At 73.1% G+C, this 18,056-nt stretch carries 20 protein-coding genes; 15 read left to right on the top strand and 5 right to left on the bottom strand.

Translation table 11 applies throughout. The features are described 5' to 3' along the window. Positions 1-114 precede the first annotated feature (114 nt). The 3 genes from ACFQPP_RS01540 (at position 115) to ACFQPP_RS01530 (ending at position 3,163) form a co-directional block, all read left to right on the top strand. A complete protein-coding gene (locus ACFQPP_RS01540; protein WP_376914725.1) occupies positions 115-792 on the top strand; it encodes a response regulator transcription factor in 678 nt (225 codons plus the stop codon). 85 nt (positions 793-877) lie between these two features. Continuing rightward, on the top strand, positions 878-2,158 hold the full coding sequence (locus ACFQPP_RS01535) for a sensor histidine kinase (protein WP_376914723.1): 1,281 nt from the start codon (positions 878-880) through the stop codon (positions 2,156-2,158). Between the two features lie 213 nt (positions 2,159-2,371). Beyond that, a complete protein-coding gene (locus ACFQPP_RS01530) occupies positions 2,372-3,163 on the top strand; it encodes a hypothetical protein (RefSeq protein WP_376914721.1) in 792 nt (263 codons plus the stop codon). 159 nt (positions 3,164-3,322) lie between these two features. On the opposite strand, the gene ACFQPP_RS01525 is transcribed toward ACFQPP_RS01530, so the two are convergent. The 3 genes from ACFQPP_RS01525 to ACFQPP_RS01515 form a co-directional block, all read right to left on the bottom strand. Continuing rightward, complete coding sequence (locus tag ACFQPP_RS01525; protein ID WP_376914720.1) at positions 3,323-4,549, bottom strand: alpha-hydroxy-acid oxidizing protein; 1,227 nt, start codon at positions 4,547-4,549, stop codon at positions 3,323-3,325. Positions 4,550-4,660: 111 nt separating this feature from the next. Continuing rightward, positions 4,661-5,290, bottom strand: coding sequence for a class I SAM-dependent methyltransferase (locus tag ACFQPP_RS01520; RefSeq protein WP_376914719.1), 630 nt, complete (start codon positions 5,288-5,290; stop codon positions 4,661-4,663). 2 nt (positions 5,291-5,292) lie between these two features. Continuing rightward, on the bottom strand, positions 5,293-6,051 hold the full coding sequence (locus ACFQPP_RS01515; RefSeq protein ID WP_376914717.1) for an inositol monophosphatase family protein: 759 nt from the start codon (positions 6,049-6,051) through the stop codon (positions 5,293-5,295). Between the two features lie 149 nt (positions 6,052-6,200). Between ACFQPP_RS01515 and wrbA the strand changes: the two genes are divergently transcribed. Then, positions 6,201-6,800 (top strand): NAD(P)H:quinone oxidoreductase, encoded by a 600-nt coding sequence (gene wrbA / locus ACFQPP_RS01510; RefSeq protein WP_376914715.1) that lies wholly within the window; start codon positions 6,201-6,203, stop codon positions 6,798-6,800. Positions 6,801-6,875: 75 nt separating this feature from the next. Beyond that, entirely contained in the window at positions 6,876-7,763 is an 888-nt protein-coding gene (locus ACFQPP_RS01505; protein ID WP_376914713.1) for a hypothetical protein, read from the top strand. A gap of 16 nt (positions 7,764-7,779) precedes the next feature. Here the strand turns inward: ACFQPP_RS01505 and ACFQPP_RS01500 are convergent, their stop codons facing one another. Beyond that, positions 7,780-8,310, bottom strand: a complete 531-nt coding sequence (locus ACFQPP_RS01500) for a hypothetical protein (protein WP_376914711.1) — start codon at positions 8,308-8,310, stop codon at positions 7,780-7,782. A gap of 218 nt (positions 8,311-8,528) precedes the next feature. On the opposite strand from ACFQPP_RS01500, the gene ACFQPP_RS01495 reads away from it, so the two are divergent. The 8 genes from ACFQPP_RS01495 to ACFQPP_RS01460 all read left to right on the top strand — a co-directional run bounded on the left by ACFQPP_RS01495 (position 8,529) and on the right by ACFQPP_RS01460 (position 15,362). Then, complete coding sequence (locus ACFQPP_RS01495) at positions 8,529-10,238, top strand: circularly permuted type 2 ATP-grasp protein (RefSeq protein ID WP_376914710.1); 1,710 nt, start codon at positions 8,529-8,531, stop codon at positions 10,236-10,238. After that, complete coding sequence (locus tag ACFQPP_RS01490) at positions 10,232-11,161, top strand: alpha-E domain-containing protein (protein WP_376914708.1); 930 nt, start codon at positions 10,232-10,234, stop codon at positions 11,159-11,161. Before ACFQPP_RS01495 ends, ACFQPP_RS01490 begins: the two co-directional genes overlap by 7 nt. Continuing rightward, entirely contained in the window at positions 11,158-12,003 is an 846-nt protein-coding gene (locus ACFQPP_RS01485) for a transglutaminase N-terminal domain-containing protein (protein ID WP_376914707.1), read from the top strand. Before ACFQPP_RS01490 ends, ACFQPP_RS01485 begins: the two co-directional genes overlap by 4 nt. 530 nt (positions 12,004-12,533) lie before the next feature. Then, complete coding sequence (locus ACFQPP_RS01480) at positions 12,534-12,740, top strand: hypothetical protein (RefSeq protein WP_376914706.1); 207 nt, start codon at positions 12,534-12,536, stop codon at positions 12,738-12,740. A 348-nt stretch (positions 12,741-13,088) separates the two neighbouring features. Next, a complete protein-coding gene (locus ACFQPP_RS01475; RefSeq protein ID WP_376914705.1) occupies positions 13,089-14,153 on the top strand; it encodes a DUF2599 domain-containing protein in 1,065 nt (354 codons plus the stop codon). 81 nt (positions 14,154-14,234) lie between these two features. Further along, entirely contained in the window at positions 14,235-14,615 is a 381-nt protein-coding gene (locus ACFQPP_RS01470) for a hypothetical protein (RefSeq protein ID WP_376914704.1), read from the top strand. A 43-nt stretch (positions 14,616-14,658) separates the two neighbouring features. Then, complete coding sequence (locus ACFQPP_RS01465) at positions 14,659-14,925, top strand: VOC family protein (protein ID WP_376914703.1); 267 nt, start codon at positions 14,659-14,661, stop codon at positions 14,923-14,925. Further along, entirely contained in the window at positions 14,922-15,362 is a 441-nt protein-coding gene (locus ACFQPP_RS01460) for an iron chaperone (RefSeq protein WP_376914702.1), read from the top strand. Before ACFQPP_RS01465 ends, ACFQPP_RS01460 begins: the two co-directional genes overlap by 4 nt. Positions 15,363-15,392: 30 nt before the next feature. Here ACFQPP_RS01460 and ACFQPP_RS01455 read toward each other — a convergent pair whose 3' ends face one another. Then, positions 15,393-15,866 (bottom strand): MarR family winged helix-turn-helix transcriptional regulator, encoded by a 474-nt coding sequence (locus tag ACFQPP_RS01455; protein WP_376914701.1) that lies wholly within the window; start codon positions 15,864-15,866, stop codon positions 15,393-15,395. Positions 15,867-16,163: 297 nt separating this feature from the next. Between ACFQPP_RS01455 and ACFQPP_RS01450 the strand changes: the two genes are divergently transcribed. Together ACFQPP_RS01450 and ACFQPP_RS01445 are read left to right on the top strand one after the other, a co-directional pair. Continuing rightward, the gene (locus ACFQPP_RS01450) at positions 16,164-17,456 is read left to right on the top strand and encodes an O-acetylhomoserine aminocarboxypropyltransferase/cysteine synthase family protein (protein ID WP_376914700.1); all 1,293 of its coding nucleotides are present in this window, start codon (positions 16,164-16,166) and stop codon (positions 17,454-17,456) included. Next, positions 17,453-18,037, top strand: a complete 585-nt coding sequence (locus ACFQPP_RS01445; RefSeq protein WP_376914699.1) for a CoA-binding protein — start codon at positions 17,453-17,455, stop codon at positions 18,035-18,037. The genes ACFQPP_RS01450 and ACFQPP_RS01445 overlap by 4 nt, the downstream gene beginning before the upstream one ends. The last annotated feature ends 19 nt before the right edge of the window (positions 18,038-18,056 follow it).

The raw sequence follows: 18,056 nt of genomic DNA, 5'->3' as shown, positions 1-18,056 counted from the left end.
CCGTCCATCCTCTCGCGCCCACGCGGACGGGGTCGACCCGCGACGTCATGCCGCTGGCGAACGAGTGGCGCGCCGTTCAGCGCCGCGTCAGCGCCGAGCGACGAGGATCGGGGCATGCGCGTGCTGCTGGTCGACGACGAGGTGCGGCTCGCCGACGGCGTGCGCCGCGGCCTCGAGGCCGAGGGCATGACGGTCGACGTCGCACACGACGGCGTCGACGGGCTGTGGCGTGCGCGCGAGTTCTCGTACGACGTCGTGCTGCTCGACGTCATGATGCCCGGGATGTCGGGCTATCGCGTGTGCCAGACGATGCGCGCAGAGGGCATCTGGACGCCCGTGCTCTTCCTCACCGCGAAGGACGGCGAGTGGGACGAGGTCGAGGGCCTCGACACCGGCGGCGACGACTGGCTCACGAAGCCGTTCTCGTTCCCCGTGCTCGTCGCCCGCATCCGCGCGCTCGTGCGCCGCGGCGGCCGCGAGCGCCCCGTGGTGCTCGAGGCCGGCGACCTGCGGCTCGACCCCGCGGCACGCACGGTGCACCGCGGCGAGGCCGAGGTCGAGCTCACGGCGCGCGAGCTCGCCGTGCTCGAGCTGCTCATGCGGCGCAAGGGCGAGGCCGTGACGAAGACGCAGGTGCTCGACGACGTGTGGAGCGAGGACTTCGACGGCGACCCGAACATCGTCGAGGTCTACGTCGGCCGCATCCGCCGCAAGGTCGACCGGCCGTTCGGGCGCGACGCGATCCAGACGGTGCGCGGCTCCGGGTACCGGCTGGCGGCCGACGGTGGCTGAGCCGGCCGAGCGGTCCGCGCCCGCGGACCCTGCGAGCGCCGTCGCACCGGGCGCACGACGCTCGCGACGACGCGCATCCATCCGCGTGCGGATCACGGCTGCGGCGCTCGCGATCGTGACCGCCGCCTTCGGGGTCGGCGCCGTCGCGATGGCGTGGACGCTCGACCGGCAGCTGCAGGCATCGGTCGCCGACCAGCTCGCCGACGAGCTCGCCGCGCTCGCGGAGGGTGTGGATGCGGGCACGATCCAGACGGCTGCGCTCGTGTCGCGCGACGACGACGTGCTCGTGGCGCTGCGCTCGTCGACGGGCGTCGTCGTGAACGCCTCGGATGCGGCGCTCATGCCGGTGCCGACGGGCTCCGCACCCGTCGAGGCGAGCATCGCGGGCGACCACGTCGTCGTGGTCGCCGCCGAGACCAGCCAGGGCACGATCGTCGTCGGGCGCTCGCTCGCCTCGGTCGACGACGCCGTGCGCCTCGCGACGCTGCTGCTCGCCATCGCGGTGCCGCTCGCGCTCGTGCTCATCGGCACCGTCGTGTGGATCGTCGTCGGCCGCGCGCTCGCACCGGTCGACCGCATCCGCGCGCAGGTCGACGGCATCGACGCCACGGGGCTCGACCGCCGCGTGCCGACGACCGGCTCGGGCGACGAGGTCGACCGCCTGGCGGGCACGATGAACCGCATGCTCGCGCGCGTCGAGGAGGGCACGCGAGCGCGGCAGCGGTTCGTGTCGGACGCGTCGCACGAGCTGCGCTCGCCGCTCGCGACGATGCGGCAGTTCGCCGAGCTGTCGAGGGCGCACCCGGATGCCACCGCCCCAGGCGAGCTCGCCGACGTCGTGCTCGGGGAGGGCGAGCGGATGCACGGCATCGTCGAGGGGCTGCTGCTGCTCGCGCGGCTCGACGAGCACGGGGGAGCGGCGCGCAGGGCCGTCGACCTCGACGACCTCGCGCACGCCGAGGTGGAGCGCGTGCGCGGCCTCGGCCGCGAGGTCGACGGCTCGGCGATCCGCGTCGCGCCCGTGGCGGGGGATGCGCGGCTGCTGTCGCGCGCGCTGCGCAACCTGGTCGACAACGCGATGCGGCATGCGACGACGCGCATCGCGATGGGCTCGGTGGTGCGCGACGGGCGCGCGATGGTGTGGGTCGACGACGATGGCGCGGGGGTCGCGGAGGCCGAGCGGCAGCGCGTCTTCGAGCGGTTCGTGCGGCTCGACGAGGCACGGGCCCGCGACGACGGCGGCTCGGGGCTCGGCCTCGCGATCGTGCGCGAGGTGGCGCGCGCGCACGGCGGCGACGCGTGGATCGGCGTCGCGCCCCTCGGCGGCGCGCGCTTCGTGCTCGAGCTGCCGGCCGCATCCGCCTGAGCTCCCCTGCCGGTCGCGGCGCGCTGTCGGGGTTCGCGTCTCGCAGGTGATCCCGGCACTGGAGGGGCATGTTCCCTCGGCTGCTCGGATCGCCTGCGAGACGCGAGACGCGAACGCGAGAGGCCGCACGCGACCCCCGCCGCACCCGTGGGCTGAAGGCGCGTTCAGGTTCGTTCAGAGCCGCGTCAGCGGCCGACGAGGATGGTGGGACCCATGAACGAGCAGACCCCCCGCGATCCGCAGCAGCCGATCGACGCGAACGACCCGACGCCGCAGCACCCCGCCGCCGACACCTCGGCCCAGACGGCGCAGCAGCCCATCCCGAACCCGGCGGCCGACGAGGCGACGCCCAAGCGCGGCCGCGGCCTCCTGAAGCCCGTGCTCATCGGCGCGGGCGCCGCCGTCGCGGTGCTCGCCGTCGCAGGGGTCGGCCTCACGGTCGCCGACGCGCTCGACGACCAGGGCGATCAGCCGCAGACGCAGCCCGGCGTCACGGCACCCATGACGAGCGCTCCCGCGCCGACGCAGTCCGACGACTCGGACGGCTCGGGCGACGACCAGGGCGGCCAGGACGACTCGTCGACCACGGGCCCCGGTGGCGCGGCGTCCGCCGAGCCGTCGGCGTTCGTCGACGCGATCGACGCCGCGATCGCGGCCGCAGGCGGCGAGGGCGCGACGGCCATCGAGCTCGAGCGCGACGGCTGGAAGGTCGACGTGCGGCTCGCCGACGGCACCGAGGTCGACGTGCGCGTCTTCCTCGACGGCCGCGACCCGCTCGTGCAGCAGGACGACGACGACTCGTCGAACGACGCGCTGCTCGACACGTCGCGCATCGCCGACATCGTGGATGCGGCCGTCGCGGCCGCGGGCGGCGGCACGGTCGAGAAGATCGAGGCCGAGGGCGACGACAGCCACGCCTTCGACGTGCAGGTCGACCTCGGGAACGACCGCGACGTCGACGTCGAGCTCGCCGACGACCTCTCGGTGGTCTCGGTCGACGACTGACGCATCCGCTCGCTCGACGCAGGAGGGCCCGCGACCGAACGGTCGCGGGCCCTCCTGCGTGCGCCGTGGTCGCGGGTCGGTGGCTCGGTGCCTGCCGCCGTGGTCGCGGGTCGGTGGCTCGGTGCCTGCCGCCGTGGTCGCTGGTCGACGGCTCGGTGCCTACCGCCTCGGTCGCAGCCGCTCGAGCTGGGTGACGTGCTGCGGGCCGAGCTCCTCGAGCGAGCCGACGCCGAGGAGTCGCATCGTGCGGGCGATCTCGTCGGTGAGGATGGCGAGCGCCCGGTTCACGCCGGCCTGCCCGCCGGCCATGAGGCCGTAGAGGTAGGCGCGGCCGACCATCGTCGAGCGGGCGCCGAGGGCGACGGCGGCGACGATGTCGGTGCCCGACATGATGCCCGTGTCGAGATGCACCTCGACGTCGGCGCCCACCTCGCGCGCGACCTCCGGCAGCAGCAGGAAGGGCACGGGTGCGCGGTCGAGCTGGCGGCCGCCGTGGTTCGAGAGCGTGATGGCGTCGACGCCGACGTCGGCGAGCCGCTTCGCGTCGGCGAGCGACTGCACGCCCTTCACGACGATCGGCCCGTCCCATGCCGCACGCACCTCGGCGAGCGCCTCGTGGTCGACCGACGGGTCGAACATGGTGTCGAGCAGCTCGGCGACCGTGCCGTCCCACTCGGAGATCGCGGCGAACTCGATGGGGTCGGAGGTGAGGAACGACCACCACCACTCCACCTTTGGGGCCGCGTCGAGCATCGCCGACGGGGTCAGGCGCGGCGGGAACTGCATGCCGTTGCGACGGTCGCGGTGCCGCGCGCCCGCCACGGGGGTGTCGACCGTGATGTGCAGGGCGACGTAGCCGGCGGCCTTCGCGCGGTGCACGAGCTCGATCGAACGCGACCGCTCCTTCATCATGTACAGCTGCATCCAGAGGCGACCGCGCGGGGATGCCGCACGGACGTCCTCGATCGACGTCGTGCCGAGCGTCGAGAGGGTGAAGGGGATGCCGTACGCGGCGGCAGAGCGCGCGCCGGCCCGCTCGCCTGCGGTGTGCATGAGGCGGGTGAAGCCCGTCGGGGCGATCGCGAGCGGGTACGAGGAGCGCGTGCCGAGCACGTCCCATCCGGTGGAGACGGTCGTGACGTCCTCGAGCACCGTCGGATGCAGCTCGACGTCCTGGAACGCCTGCCTGGCGCGTGCGATGCCGATCTCGTCCTCGGCGGCGCCGTCGGTGTAGTCGAACGGCCCCTTGGGCGTGCGCGCCTTCGCGATGGCGCGCAGATCCCAGATGTTCGAGGCCCGCTGCAGCCTCGTCCGGGCCGGATCGGTGAGCATCGACAGGTCGATCATCTTGGCGACCATGTCGATGGGGGACTGGCGGGTGGCCATGGCGACTCCTGCGTCGTGCGGGCATGCGGCGTCCGGGAAGACATCATATGAATATCACGGGGTCGGCCGCACGGCACGAGCGACCGGTCCGGATGTGGACGAGCCAGCGTGTCAGGATGCGGCCCTCCGCGCCAGCACCGACGCCTGCGGCATGCGCTCGCGGCCCTCGGGCCCGCGCTCGAGCCGTGCGACGACGTCGAGCCCCGCGCCCTCGAGCGCCGACGCGAGCGCCGCGGCGTCGTGCGCCCACGCCGTGAGGGTCGCATCGGTGCCGTACGCGCTCGCGATCGTGCGCATCCCCGACCCGGACTGCGCGGCCACGAGCACGACTCCTCCCGGGCGCACGACCCGTGCGAGCTCGGCCGCCGCCGCGTCGAGCGCGGCGTCGGGCACGTGGATGAGCGAGTACCAGGCGAGCACGCCGCCCGCGCATGCGTCGGCCACGGGCACCTCGGTCGCCGTGCCGCGCGACCACCGCGCGCCCGGCTGCGCGGCACGCGCGATGCACAGCATGCCCTCGGACGGGTCGACGCCGTGCACCCGCAGGTCGCGTGCGCCGAGCCAGCGGGCGACGCGGCCCGTGCCGCAGCCCACGTCGACGACGTCGCCGCCCGCATCCGCCGCCGCATCCGCGAACGCCGAGAGCATCGCGAGGTCGCGGGGATGCTCGGCGTCGAGCGAGGGGAGCAGCCGGTCGTAGGCGAGCGCGACGGCGTCGTACGCGGCACCCTCCGCAGCCATCGTCAGCTCGCGAGCAGCAGCTCGAGCAGCTCGCCCACCGACCGCCGGTCGCCGGCGACGTGCCAGCGGTGCCCCCGATGCTCGACGACCTCGGTGCGGCCGCCCGCGGCGTCGACGAGCGCCTTGCCGGGCAGCCAGTCCCACTCGGCCGTCGAGTGCTGCGCCCACACGCCGATCCGCCCGCCTGCGACGCCCGCGAGGTCGCACGAGCCCGAGCCGAGGATGCGCACGGTCGCCGCGCCGCCGACGATCGCATGCCACGGCTCGGCGACGTCGGGCTCGGACAGGGTCGTGGGGTGCACGTAGGTCGCGAGGCTCACGTCGGCGAGCGGTCGCTCCACGAGCGGCGCGACGGGCACGCCGTCGAGCGTCGTCGGCAGGTCGCGACCGCCGAGCCACGTCTCGCCCGTGATGGGCTGGTGCACGGCGCCGAGCACGACGCCATCGGCGTCGTCGAGCGCGAGCGCGCTGCACCAGTACGCGAGCCCGGAGAGGAAGTTGTACGTGCCGTCGACCGGGTCGATCACCCAGCGGCGACCCGATGCGCTCTCGACCGCCGCGCCCTCCTCGCCGAGCACGCCGTCGTCGGTGCGCTCGGCCCGGATCGCGGCGAGCACGAGCTCCTCGGCGGCGCGGTCGGCTGCGGTGACGACGTCGGAGATCGACGTCTTGAACTCGGCCTCGAGGCCGGCGGCGCGCATGGTGGCGGCGAGCGCTCCGGCGTCGCGGACGAGGCGGGTGGCGAGGTCGGCGTCGGTCACCGCTCCAGCCTAGGAGCGCCGCTCGCCGCATCCGCATCCGCGCCGCATCCACCGCGCGTCGACTGGCGCACGCGACGCCGGCGCGCAAGCCGTCGACGTGCGCCGTGTCGAGCGGGCACGGTGAGGGGGCAACGGAAGGGAGCGCCTCCATGAAGGTCGCCGTCATCTACTACTCGTCCACCGGGACGAACCACGCCATCGCCCAGGCCGTCGCCGCGGGAGCCGAGGAGGCGGGCGCCGAGGTGCGTCTGCGTCGCGTCGCCGAGCTCGCGCCCGACGCCGCCGTCGACTCGAACCCCGTCTGGCGCCAGCACGTCGACGAGGTCGCACCCACGATCGAGGAGGCGACGAACGCCGACCTCGAGTGGGCGGACGCGTACGCCTTCGGCACGCCGACGCGCTTCGGCCTCCCGGCTGCGCAGCTGAAGCAGTTCCTCGACGCGGCGTCGAAGCCGTGGAGCGAGGGCGTCATGGCGGGCAAGGCCGTGACGAGCTGGACGAGCGCCATGAACGCGCACGGCGGCCTCGAGTCGACGATCCTGGCGCTCAACAACGTGTTCTACCACTGGGGCAGCGTCATCGTGCCGCCCGGCTACACGGACGACCTGCTCTACGCAGCGGGCGGCAACCCCTACGGCACGGGCCACGCGACGGGCACCGACGGCACCCCGCCGACGGATGCCGTGCTCGCCGCCGCGCGCTACCAGGGGCGTCGCCTCGCCGAGATCGGCGCGCGCCTCGTCGGCTGACGCTCGATCGCACGGAGGGCCACGGGATGCGATCCCGTGGCCCTCCGTCGTGCGGACGCCCTAGCCTGGGCCACGATGAGCGACTTCCTGCACCTCGGCCCTGCCCCGCGACCCACGACGGGCGCCGACCTGGTCGGTCGCATCCGCGCCGCCACCCTCGAGCACGTGCTCGAGCATGCGCTCGAGCACGGCCCCGCGTCGCAGCGCACCGCCGTCGAGCAGCTGCTCGGCAGGCTGAGCGCCGACGTCGACGGCGCCGACGTCACGGTCGACGTCGACGGCACGGGCGTGGAGGTCGACGGCGTCGCCGACTGGGTGCCGATCGACGACCTGCTGCCGACGCGCGCCGGCGACGTGCGGGTCGTGGAGGCGGGACTGCTGCGGGCGCTGACCGTGCGCGCGCACCCCCTGCGCGTCGAGGGCGTGCCCGTCGACCTCGGCCTCGAGCTGCACGACATGCGGCTGCAGTGGGTCGACGTCGTCGCCGACGACGCGGTCGGGCTCGCGCTCGTCGACCCCGACGACGCGCATCCCCTGCGCGGGCACCTGCGCATCGAGGCGCCGCTCGCCGAGACGGTCGCCGCGGTGCAGCGGGCGGCCGAGACGGCGATGGCCGAGCTCGGGGTCACGGTCGCCGACCTCGACGTGCGGCTGCGGTCGGACGGCCCGCGCACCATCCACGCCGAGGTCGACGCTCGCGTCAAGAAGGGCTTCCTGGGTGCCCCCGCGAGCGCGAGCGCCACGCTGCGCGTCGACGACGCCCTGCGGGTGCACGTGGAGGATCTGCGCATCACGTCGTCGAACGTGCTCGTGGCCGGCCTGCTCGTCGCGGTGCGCGGCAAGGTGGAGGCCGCCACGAAGGAGCCGTTCGACCTCGCAGCGCACCTGCCCGCGGGCGTGCGCGTGACCGACGTGCAGGTGACGGCGGGCGAGCGCATCGGCCTCGAGGCGCGCATCGGCTGAGGCCGGCGGCGGGCGGTCAGCGCAGCGCCGCCAGCCAATCCGCCCGCTCGCCCTCGTCGGGAGCGAGCGCGCCGGCACGGATGCGCACGCGGCCCGCGCCCGGGATCGCGACGAGGTCGCCGGGATGCAGGTCGGCGACGAGCCGCGGCGTCGCGATGACGAGCCCGCACGACACGACGGCCGTCGGCACGCGTCGCGCCGTCGACGCACGCCCCAGCAGGCGTGCCTCGCCCCACGCGAGCGGCACTCCGCGGGCGTCGACGTCGAGCGCGGCGCCGCACCCACCCGCCACGGGCACGAGCGCGACGACCATCGCGACGACGACGCTCGTCACGGCATCCGGCGACGGCAGCCCGCCCGTGCCCGGTCGCACCGCGGCGCCGGCGTGGATGCACGGCGTGCCCGTGACGGCAGCCACCGCTCGCAGCGACAGCCCGCCCACCACGACGTCGTCGACGCGCGCCCGCGTCTCCTCGGGCCACGCGTCGACGGCGAGGGGATCGGGGAGGGTGCGTCGCAGGCTCGGCAGCTGGTCGGTGAGCGTCATGCCGTCGATGGTGCGCGCGCGAGGGCGCTGCCGCCGACGCCCTCACGACGTCCTCACGGCGTCGAGGCCGACCCGAACGGGATCCGTGCGGGCGGCCGCCCGAGCACCCCGTCACGCAGCCGCCCGTGCGAGCTGGACGCCCCGGGCGCACCGATACCGCATCCGCCGCGTGCACGCACGTCACGAGTCGGAGGCGGGGCGACAAGTAGGCTCGCGACATGGGTGACCTGTTCGAGGACTACGACAAGCCCTTCGCGAACCCGCCGCGACGCCAGGGCACCCCGTGGGACGAGATGTTCGACGCATCCGGCACGCCGCGCGGCCCGTACCGCGAGGTGCACACGGCGCTCAGCGAGATGACGCAGGCCGAGCTGCGAGGCCGCGCCGACGCGCTCGCGCGCTCGTACCTCGCGCAGGGCGTCACGTTCGACTTCGCGGGCGAGGAGCGCCCCTTCCCGTTGGATGCGGTGCCCCGCGTCATCACGAGCGAGGACTGGGCGCACGTCGAGTCGGGCGTGAGGCAGCGCGTGCTCGCGCTCGAGGCCTTCCTCGCCGACATGTACGGCCCGCAGCGCGCCGTCGAGGACGGCGTCATCCCCGCGGCGCTCATCTCGTCGTCGACGCACTTCCACCGGCAGGCGGCTGGCGTCGTGGGCGCGAACGGCGTGCGCATCCACGTCTCCGGCATCGACCTCATCCGCGACCAGGATGGCGAGTGGCGCGTGCTCGAGGACAACGTGCGCGTGCCCTCCGGCGTCTCGTACGTGATCTCGAACCGCCGCGTCATCGCGCAGACCCTGCCCGAGATGTTCGCCTCCATGCGGGTGCGCCCCGTGGGCGACTACCCCGACAAGCTGCTGCAGGCGCTGCGCGCATCGGCCCCGGCGGGCGTCGACGACCCGACGGTCGTCGTGCTCACCCCCGGCGTCTACAACTCGGCCTACTTCGAGCACACGCTGCTCGCTCGCCTCATGGGCGTCGAGCTCGTCGAGGGCCGCGACCTGTTCACGAGCGGCGGCCGCGTCTACATGCGCACGACGAACGGGCCCACGCGCGTCGACGTCGTCTACCGTCGCGTCGACGACGACTTCCTCGACCCGCTGCAGTTCCGGCCCGACTCGATGCTCGGCAGCCCGGGCCTCATGCTCGCCGCACGGCTCGGCAACGTGACGATCGCGAACGCCGTCGGCAACGGCATCGCCGACGACAAGCTCGTCTACACGTACGTGCCCGAGCTCATCCGCTACTACCTCGGCGAGGAACCCATCCTCAAGAACGTCGACACGTGGCGCCTCGAGGACGAGGGGGCGCTCGACGAGGTGCTGGACCGCCTGCACGAGCTCGTCGTGAAGCCCGTGGACGGCTCGGGCGGCAAGGGTCTCGTCGTCGGCCCCGACGCGACGCCCGAGGAGCTCGACGAGCTGCGGCAGCGGCTCGTCGCCGACCCTCGCGGGTGGATCGCGCAGCCCGTGGTGCAGCTGTCGACCATCCCGACGCTCGTCGAGGACGGCATGCGGCCGCGCCACGTCGACCTGCGCCCGTTCGCCGTGCACGACGGCCATGACGTGTGGGTGCTGCCCGGCGGGCTCACGCGCGTCGCGCTGCCCGAGGGGCAGCTCGTCGTGAACTCGTCGCAGGGCGGCGGATCGAAGGACACCTGGGTGCTCGGCGATCCGCGCGAGCCCGTGCCGCTCGACGACGTCGACGCCGAGTTCGGCGCCTCGGGCGAGCCGATGACGCGACCCATCTCGATCGTCGCCGGGCACGAGCATCCGCAGGATCAGAGCCCGCAGGATGCAGGCACGAGCAGCCAGGCCGAGCAGCAGCAGCAGGCCGCCGAGGTGCGCGTCGACGAGCGCGCGACCGCGCCACACGAGGCCGGCGCCCCGCCGTCCCACGAGCACCGGGATGGAGGCGCCCCATGCTGAGCCGCATCGCCGAGAGCCTGTTCTGGATCGGTCGCTACATCGAGCGCGCCGACGGCACCGCCCGCATCCTCGACGTGTACCTGCAGCTGCTGCTCGAGGACACCTTCGTCGACGAGGACACCGCCTGCCGCGCGCTGCTGGGCGTCATGGGCAGCGACGCGCCGCCCGAGCGCACCCTGCGCCGCGGCGACGTCATCACGTCGCTCGCGATCGACCGCATGGACACCGCATCCATCGCCTACTCGGTGAACGCGGCGCGCGAGAACGCCCGCCGTGCGCGAGAGATCATCTCGACCGAGCTGTGGGAGGTGCTCAACACGACGCACACGGGCATGCCGCGCCGCGTGTCCGGCGAGAAGGTGCACGAGCTGTTCGGATGGGTGCGCGAGCGAGCGGCGCTCGCGACCGGCATCGCCGACTCGACGGCGAGCCGCGACGACGCGTGGTCGTTCCTCACGCTCGGACGCTCGCTCGAGCGCGCCGACATGACGGCGCGGCTCCTCGCGACGCGTGCGCTCACCGAGGATGCGAGCCCGTCGTGGACGGCGATCCTGCGCTCCGTGGGCGCGTACGAGGCGTACCTGCGCACGTACCGCGGCGTGCCGTCGTCGACGAACGCCGCCGAGTTCCTGCTGCTCGACCGGCTGTTCCCGCGCTCGATCCTCTTCAGCCTGCTGCGCGCCGAGCAGTGCCTGCGCGACATCGAGCCGCGGCACGAGCGCATCGGCTACGGCGACTCGGCGCAGCGGATGCTGGGCCAGGTGCGCGCCGAGCTCGAGTTCCGACCGATCGGCGAGATCATCGCCGACCTCGCGACCGTGATGGACCAGGTGCAGACGACCACGACCACCGTGTCGGAGGCGGTGCGCGAGCGCTACTTCCCGACCCACAACCTGCCCGCATGGGTGGGGGAGCGAGCATGAGCCGCATCCGCATCCGGCACACGACCGGCTACCGCTACAAGTCGCCCGCCGTGGCGTCGTACAACGAGGCGCGCATGCTGCCGTCGACGAGCGACGGCCAGTTCGTCATCTACTCGAACCTCGACGTGCGCCCCTCGACGTCGGTGAACACCTACGAGGACTACTGGGGCACCACGGTCACGTCGTTCGACGTGCTGTCGCCGCACACCGAGCTGCAGCTCACCGCGACGAGCCTCGTCGAGGTGCGACCGCGCCTCACGGGCGGCCACGACATCACGTGGGAGCAGCTCGCGAAGGTGTCGCGTCGCGCGACGACGTACGTCGAGCAGCTCGGGCAGACGGATCGCACGCGTCCGCTCGACGACCTCGTCGAGACGGCGCGACGCATCGTCGACGAGACGGGCACGCCCGGCGCCGCCGGCGCGGCCATCGCGCGCTACGTCGGCGAGGAGATGCAGTACATGTCGGGCGTGACGCACGTGCACACGAACGCGCACGAGGCGTGGGCGAAGCGCAAGGGCGTCTGCCAGGACATCGCGCACGTCACGATCGGCGCGCTGCGCGCCGTCGGCATCCCGGCGCGCTACGTCTCGGGCTACCTGCACCCGAGGCCGGGCGCGCAGATCGGCGAGACGGTCGTCGGCGAGAGCCACGCGTGGGTCGAGTGGTTCACGGGCGACTGGCAGGCGTGGGATCCGACGAACCTCATCGACATCGGCGAGCGGCACGTGAAGGTCGGCTACGGGCGCGACTACAACGACGTCGCGCCCCTGCGCGGCGTCTACGCGGGCGCGGGCGGCTCGGAGCTGTTCGTCACGGTGGAGATCACGAAGGAGTCGTAGGGCGCGGCGGCTCCTCCGGCGCGCCGCCGTCCCCCGACGATCGATTCGCGCATTCGAGTTGCGCATTCTCGAATTCCGTGGATATGCTCTCCCCCGTCCACGGCTTTCGCCGCATTCCCGTCAGAGAGAGGAGCAGCCCGTGTTCATGAACGCATCGTGCACCGGTCCCGCAGCCCTCGTCTCCGGGATCCGCTAGCACCGCGAGCACGTCGACACCGCCGGCCGCGCGGGCCTGAGCCCCGCAGCCAGCCGTGCACCGTCTGCCCACGCAGCGCCAGCATCCGCAGCATCGAGCCCTCGGCATCGCCGAGCTCGTGCGACGGACGCGAGCACGCGTCGGCGTGATCGCGACACGACACCTCGAGCCGGTCGGCTCGCTTTCACCCGCATTCGCGAATGCGCATCGCGCGCGACTCCTTTCCGCCGCGAATTCGCCGCGCCATTCGCGCGTGCGATCCGTCGCGCATTCGCGAATTCGACGCCCCGTCATTCGGCGTGCCCGCACGCCCCCACCGAAGGACCATCCCCCCATGTCGACCCTGACCCAACCCATGGTGCTCGCAGTCGCGAGACCCACGACCCGAGCCAGGCGTGCGCTGCTCGCGCTCGCCGAGGCGCTCGCCCGCATCGCGCTGCACCGGCCCGATGCGCGTGCGGCCGCGCTGCGCCACGAGGCGGAGGCGCGTCGCGAGCGCGATGCCGACCGCATGCTCGCGCTGTCGCCGCCGCTGCGATGATCGCGAGCCGCGCCGGCCCAGCCTGCGCACCCACCCCGAGGGGCCGTCCGAGAGGGCGGCCCCTCGTCGTGCGCGCGGCCGGTTGCTCCCGGTCGCCTCCGGACGCGCTTCGCAGGCGATCCCGGCAGCGGAGGGGCATCTTCGCTCGGCTGTCGGGATCGCCTGCGACACGCACACGGTCGGATGTCACCCACGGTTGTCGGAACGACGATGTCGCTGCCATTTCAGCACCGCGCCTTCTAGCGTGATGCTGCCTGATCGCGCGGCGCGTCATGCGGTGTCCCTCGACGGTGGCGCGGCCGTCGGAGTCGGGCCGAGGCCTCCTCCTTCGTCGTCGATTGGAACATCTTGATCCGGTTCTCGAAGCTGGTCGCCAGCCCGGTCGGCATCGTCACGCTGACTCTCGCCGCGTCCGTGCTTCCCGGGAGCACCCCGCCCCCCGTCGACATCGGCGTGGAAGCGGCGGTACGCGCCGTCTCCGGCGAGGAGCTGACGATCGTCGAGGATGCAGCGCCGATGCGAGAGGAACGAGACGGCGAGGGATTCGTGTCCGTCACCGAGTCGGGCTCCGTCTCGATTCCGGAGCATCCCGAGGAGGGGATCTCCATTGCCCACGCAGGCGGGACCATCGAAGTCGGCTTGCCGGCCGCTGAGCGCGCCGATGAGGTCGACTCGACGACCTCGGGACTGCTGGCCTACGACAACGACGACGGCTCCTACACTGTTCCGATCCCGGGCCAGCAGGGCGACCTGCAGCTGAACACCGTCATCGAGTCAGCGTCCGCGCCGACGGAGTATGCGTACCAGCTCGAGCTCCCCGCGGATGTGCGCGTAGAGACAGAGCGCAGCGCGTACGCATTCCTCGATGCCGAGGGTGCTCTCGTCCTCATGGTCGCGCCCCCGTGGGCGAGAGACGCAGCAGGGCGGTTGGTCCCAACGCACTACGACTACGCCGAGGGCGTGCTGACGCACGTCGTCGAGCACTCAGCGGACTTCGACTATCCGATCGTCGCGGACCCGTGGCTCGGAGTGCAGCTCTTCGGGTCCTGGGGCACGGGTACGCATCTCAGGCAGCCCATGTACAGCGCTTGGGTGACGTCGCAGGCCGTCGCCACGCTCGGTGCCCCGAGCCTGCTGCCCATGGGCGTGGCCACCTCGCACACTCTCTGGTTGTCGGTCATGGGCTCAGCCGGTTGGCGCGAGTGGACGAGGCGGTGGCCGTCGCTCGCCGACAAGCCGTCCTTGCGGCAGCAGTACGACTGCCACATCCACGCGGGCATCGCCGGGCTTCCCTTCACCCGGGCCTACAACCTCGAACGTTCCCGGCCGAACCGAGGCACTGGCGGGTGGGCGTCCGGTGTCATGAGGCATCGTTGCAACTGGGCGTACGCCACAGGTACGGCGACGAACTGACGAGAGGAGGTGATCGGCGTGACGGGAAGCACTGATCCGCTGAGTCGCGTCCGCTGGACACGAGGCGCGCGCACTGCAGTCGTGATCGCCGCCGTCCTCGGGGCCGTCGCCGCCATCGCGATGCTCGTCGTCGTCCTCGCCGGGGGCCTCGGCGCTCGTCCGGCGCGGATGAGCGACGCCTTCATCGGCGTCGAGGAGTACGTGGCGCCCGAGGAGGACACCGCGGGGCTCTGTGCCGTCGTCGACTGCGTCGAGGGATGGCGCACGAACGTCGGCACGTACCTGCGCTTCGAGACGCAGGACGGCGCCGAGTACTGGAGCATGGTCATCGGTGGGGATGTGCATCGCAACGGCACCGTCCTCCTCGACCTCGATGGCTACGACCTCACGATCGACGATCGCGAGCTCGCCGTGCAGATGCTCTTCCCCGGCCGCGACTGGGACTTCACGAGCCCCCGGTAGCCCGCCCATGCGAGCGCCAGCATCCGCGCCGTACCCTGGCGGCATGGGCAGCGATGCGCCGGCGCAGCGCCTCGATCGCGAGGCGATCGTCGCGATGCGTCGCGTGCGCGACCGCATGGATCGCGAGGGCTCCTGCTTCGGCGTCGACCTCGCGACGGCCGACCTCGACGCGACGTTCGCAGCGCTCGAGGCCGCGGGCGTCGACGTCGTGCAGGCGCCGATCGCGCAGGACCACGGCGTCCGCGACGCGGCCGTGCGCGACCCCGCAGGCACCATGATCCGCATCCAGGAGACGAGGAGCGACCGATGAGCACGAAGACCGGATTCAGCGACGACGAGCGCGCGGCGATGCAGCAGCGCGCCGAGGAGCTGCGCACGACGAAGGGCCTCAAGGGCGCCGCGCGCCTCGCGAAGGAGCTCGAGGCGTGCGTCGCCGCGATCGACGGGCTCGACGGCGCCGACCGCGCGGTCGCCTCGACGCTGCACCGCATCGTCGCCGAGGTCGCGCCCGATCTCGCGCCGAAGACCTGGTACGGCTTCCCGTCGTACGCGCGCGACGGCGAGGTCGTCGTGTTCTACCAGCCGGCGTCGAAGTTCGGCACGCGCTACGGCACCGTCGGCTTCCAGGAGGGCGCGGCGCTCGACGACGGACCCATGTGGGCGACGACGTTCGCGGTCGTCGAGGTGACGGATGCCGTCGAGCGGCAGCTGCGCGAGCTCGTCGCGAAGGCGGTCGCGACCGCCTGAGGGTGCGTGCGCGCGTCCGGCGCCGATCGGCTACGGGCGGGCGTCGCCCAGCGCGGCCGCGCGATCCACGGGCGTGCTGCGATCGACGACCTCGCGCAGCTCGTCGAGGAATCGCGCGACGGTCTGCGCCTCGTCGTGCGACAGGCGGGCCGCGACGGCGCGGATGCCGTCGGTGAGCGCGTCGTCGCCGTCGAGGTGGTCGTTGCGGCTCACCGGCAGCACGATCTTGCTGCGTCCGTCGCCCGGGTGAGGTCGGAGGGCGACGAGCCCCTCGTGCTCGAGCCTGCGCAGCATCGTCGAGATCGCCGGGCGCGACAGCCCCACGTGCACCGCGAGCTCGGACGGCGTCGCCGGGTCGTCGCGGTCGGCGCAGGCGAAGACGTGGCGCAGCACCGAGCGCTCGATGTCGCCGGGCTCCGAGAGCGCCTCGCGCCGACGCTCGAGGCGCGCCTCGGCGAGGCGCAGCTCCTCGAGGGCTTCGGCGACGGTCGCGGGATCGGTCATGATGGGGCGCCGCGGTGGGCGCGGCGTGGCCAGTATGCGCGCTCCGGGGCCGGCCCGCACGGGGCTGCGGCGGCGATGGTTGCGCCTCGCAACGAGGCTGCGTGAGGGGTTCCCGCACGATCGCCGCGCGCATGCCGATGTGCGCTCCGCGCGCCCGGCCAAGTAGTTCTCCGACAGAACTACATCCGTCGGTGGCGCGCGCGGCCACGTGCCCCGCGGGCTGCGGATGCGCGCAGCACGTGACGCCGCGTGACGGCCGCTGCGCGACGGCCTCGCAGGCTCGCATAGCCTGGTCGCATGGCCGATCGCGAGCACGGGTTCCGCACGCGAGCCATCCACGCAGGCAACATCCCCGATGCCGTGCACGGATCTCGCGCGCTCCCCATCCATCAGTCCACCGCGTTCGTGTTCGACGACACGGCCGACGCCGCGGCGCGCTTCGCGCTGCAGAAGTACGGCAACATCTACTCCCGCGTCTCGAACCCGACGGTCGCGTCGTTCGAGGAGCGCATCGCGAGCCTCGAGGGCGGCCTGGGCGCCGTCGCCACAGCCTCGGGCCTCGGCGCCGAGTTCATCGTCTTCGCCGCGCTCGCCGGCGCGGGCGACCACATCGTCGCGGGGTCGAGCCTCTACGGCGGCACGGTCACGCAGCTCGACGTCACGCTCCGTCGCTTCGGCGTCGAGACGACGTTCGTCGCCTCCGACGACCCCGCCGACTTCGCCGCCGCGATCACCGACCGCACGCGCCTCGTGTTCGTCGAGACGGTCTCCAACCCGTCGGGCGGCGTCGCAGACCTCGAGGGGCTCGCCGACGTCGCGCACGCCACGGGCGTGCCCCTCGTGGTCGACGCGACGATCGCGACCCCGTACCTCAACCGACCCATCGAGTGGGGCGCCGACATCGTCATCCACTCGGCGACGAAGTTCCTCGGCGGCCACGGCACGACGCTCGGCGGCGTCGTCGTCGAGTCGGGCCGGTTCGACTGGGCCAACGGGCGCTTCCCGCTGCTCGACGAGCAGGTGCCGCACTACGGCGGCCTCACCTGGAACGGCAACTTCGGCGAGTACGCCTTCCTCACGCGACTGCGCGCCGAGCAGCTGCGCGACATCGGCCCCGTGCTGTCGGCGCAGTCGGCGTTCCAGCTGGCGCAGGGCGTCGAGACGCTGCCGCTGCGCATGCAGGCGCACGTCGACAACGCCCGCATCGTCGCGGAGTGGCTCGAGCAGGATGCGCGCGTCGAGCGGGTGTCGTGGGCCGGCCTGCCGTCGCATCCGCACCACGAGCGAGCCGCCAAGTACCTGCCGAAGGGGCCGGGCTCGGTGTTCTCGTTCGACGTGCGCGGCGGCCGCGCCGTCGGCCAGCGGCTCATCGAGTCGGTCGACCTCGCGAGCCACGTCGCGAACATCGGCGACACGAAGACGCTCATCATCCATCCCGGATCCACGACGCACGCGCAGCTCACCGAGCAGCAGCTGCTGGATGCGGGCGTCGGCCCCGGCCTCGTGCGCCTCTCGGTGGGGCTCGAGGACGTCGACGACATCATCCACGACCTCGACCAGGCGCTCGCCGCCGCGACGGAGGAGCGATGACCGACACCACGGCCCAGCCCGAGACCGAGCTCGTGCAGCTGCAGAACGGCCTCACCTGCTCGATCCCCGCATCCTCGCCGCTCGCCCGGCTGCTGCGATCGCAGCGCACCTGGGTGGGACCGGATGCGAAGCAGCGGCTCGCGATCCTGCGCGCCGCGAAGACCATCGCGATCGTCGGCGCCTCGCCGAACGTCACGCGCTCGTCGTACTTCGTCGGCACCTACCTGCAGCAGTCGAGCGACTACGAGCTGTGGTTCGTCAACCCGAACGCGACCGAGATCCTCGGCCAGCCCGTCTACCCCGATCTGCACTCGCTGCCCGGCGTGCCCGACGTCGTCGTCGTCTTCCGCAAGGCATCCGACATCCCGTCGGTCGTCGACGACGTCGTCGCGATCGGCGCGACGACCATCTGGGTGCAGCTGGGCATCTGGAACGAGGAGGCGGCCTACGACGCCGAGGCCAGGGGCCTCACCGTCGTCATGGATCGCTGCATCAAGGTCGAGCACGCCCGCTTCCACGGCGGCCTGCACCTGCTGGGCTTCGACACCGGCCAGATCACGTCGCGGCGCACGCTGCGCTGACCGGCGCGACGGCCACGGG

Origin of the sequence: Agrococcus sp. GCM10030265, from assembly GCF_042666675.1 — a bacterium.
Lineage (GTDB): Bacteria > Actinomycetota > Actinomycetes > Actinomycetales > Microbacteriaceae > Agrococcus.
This window is presented reverse-complemented; position numbering and strand designations above follow the sequence as displayed.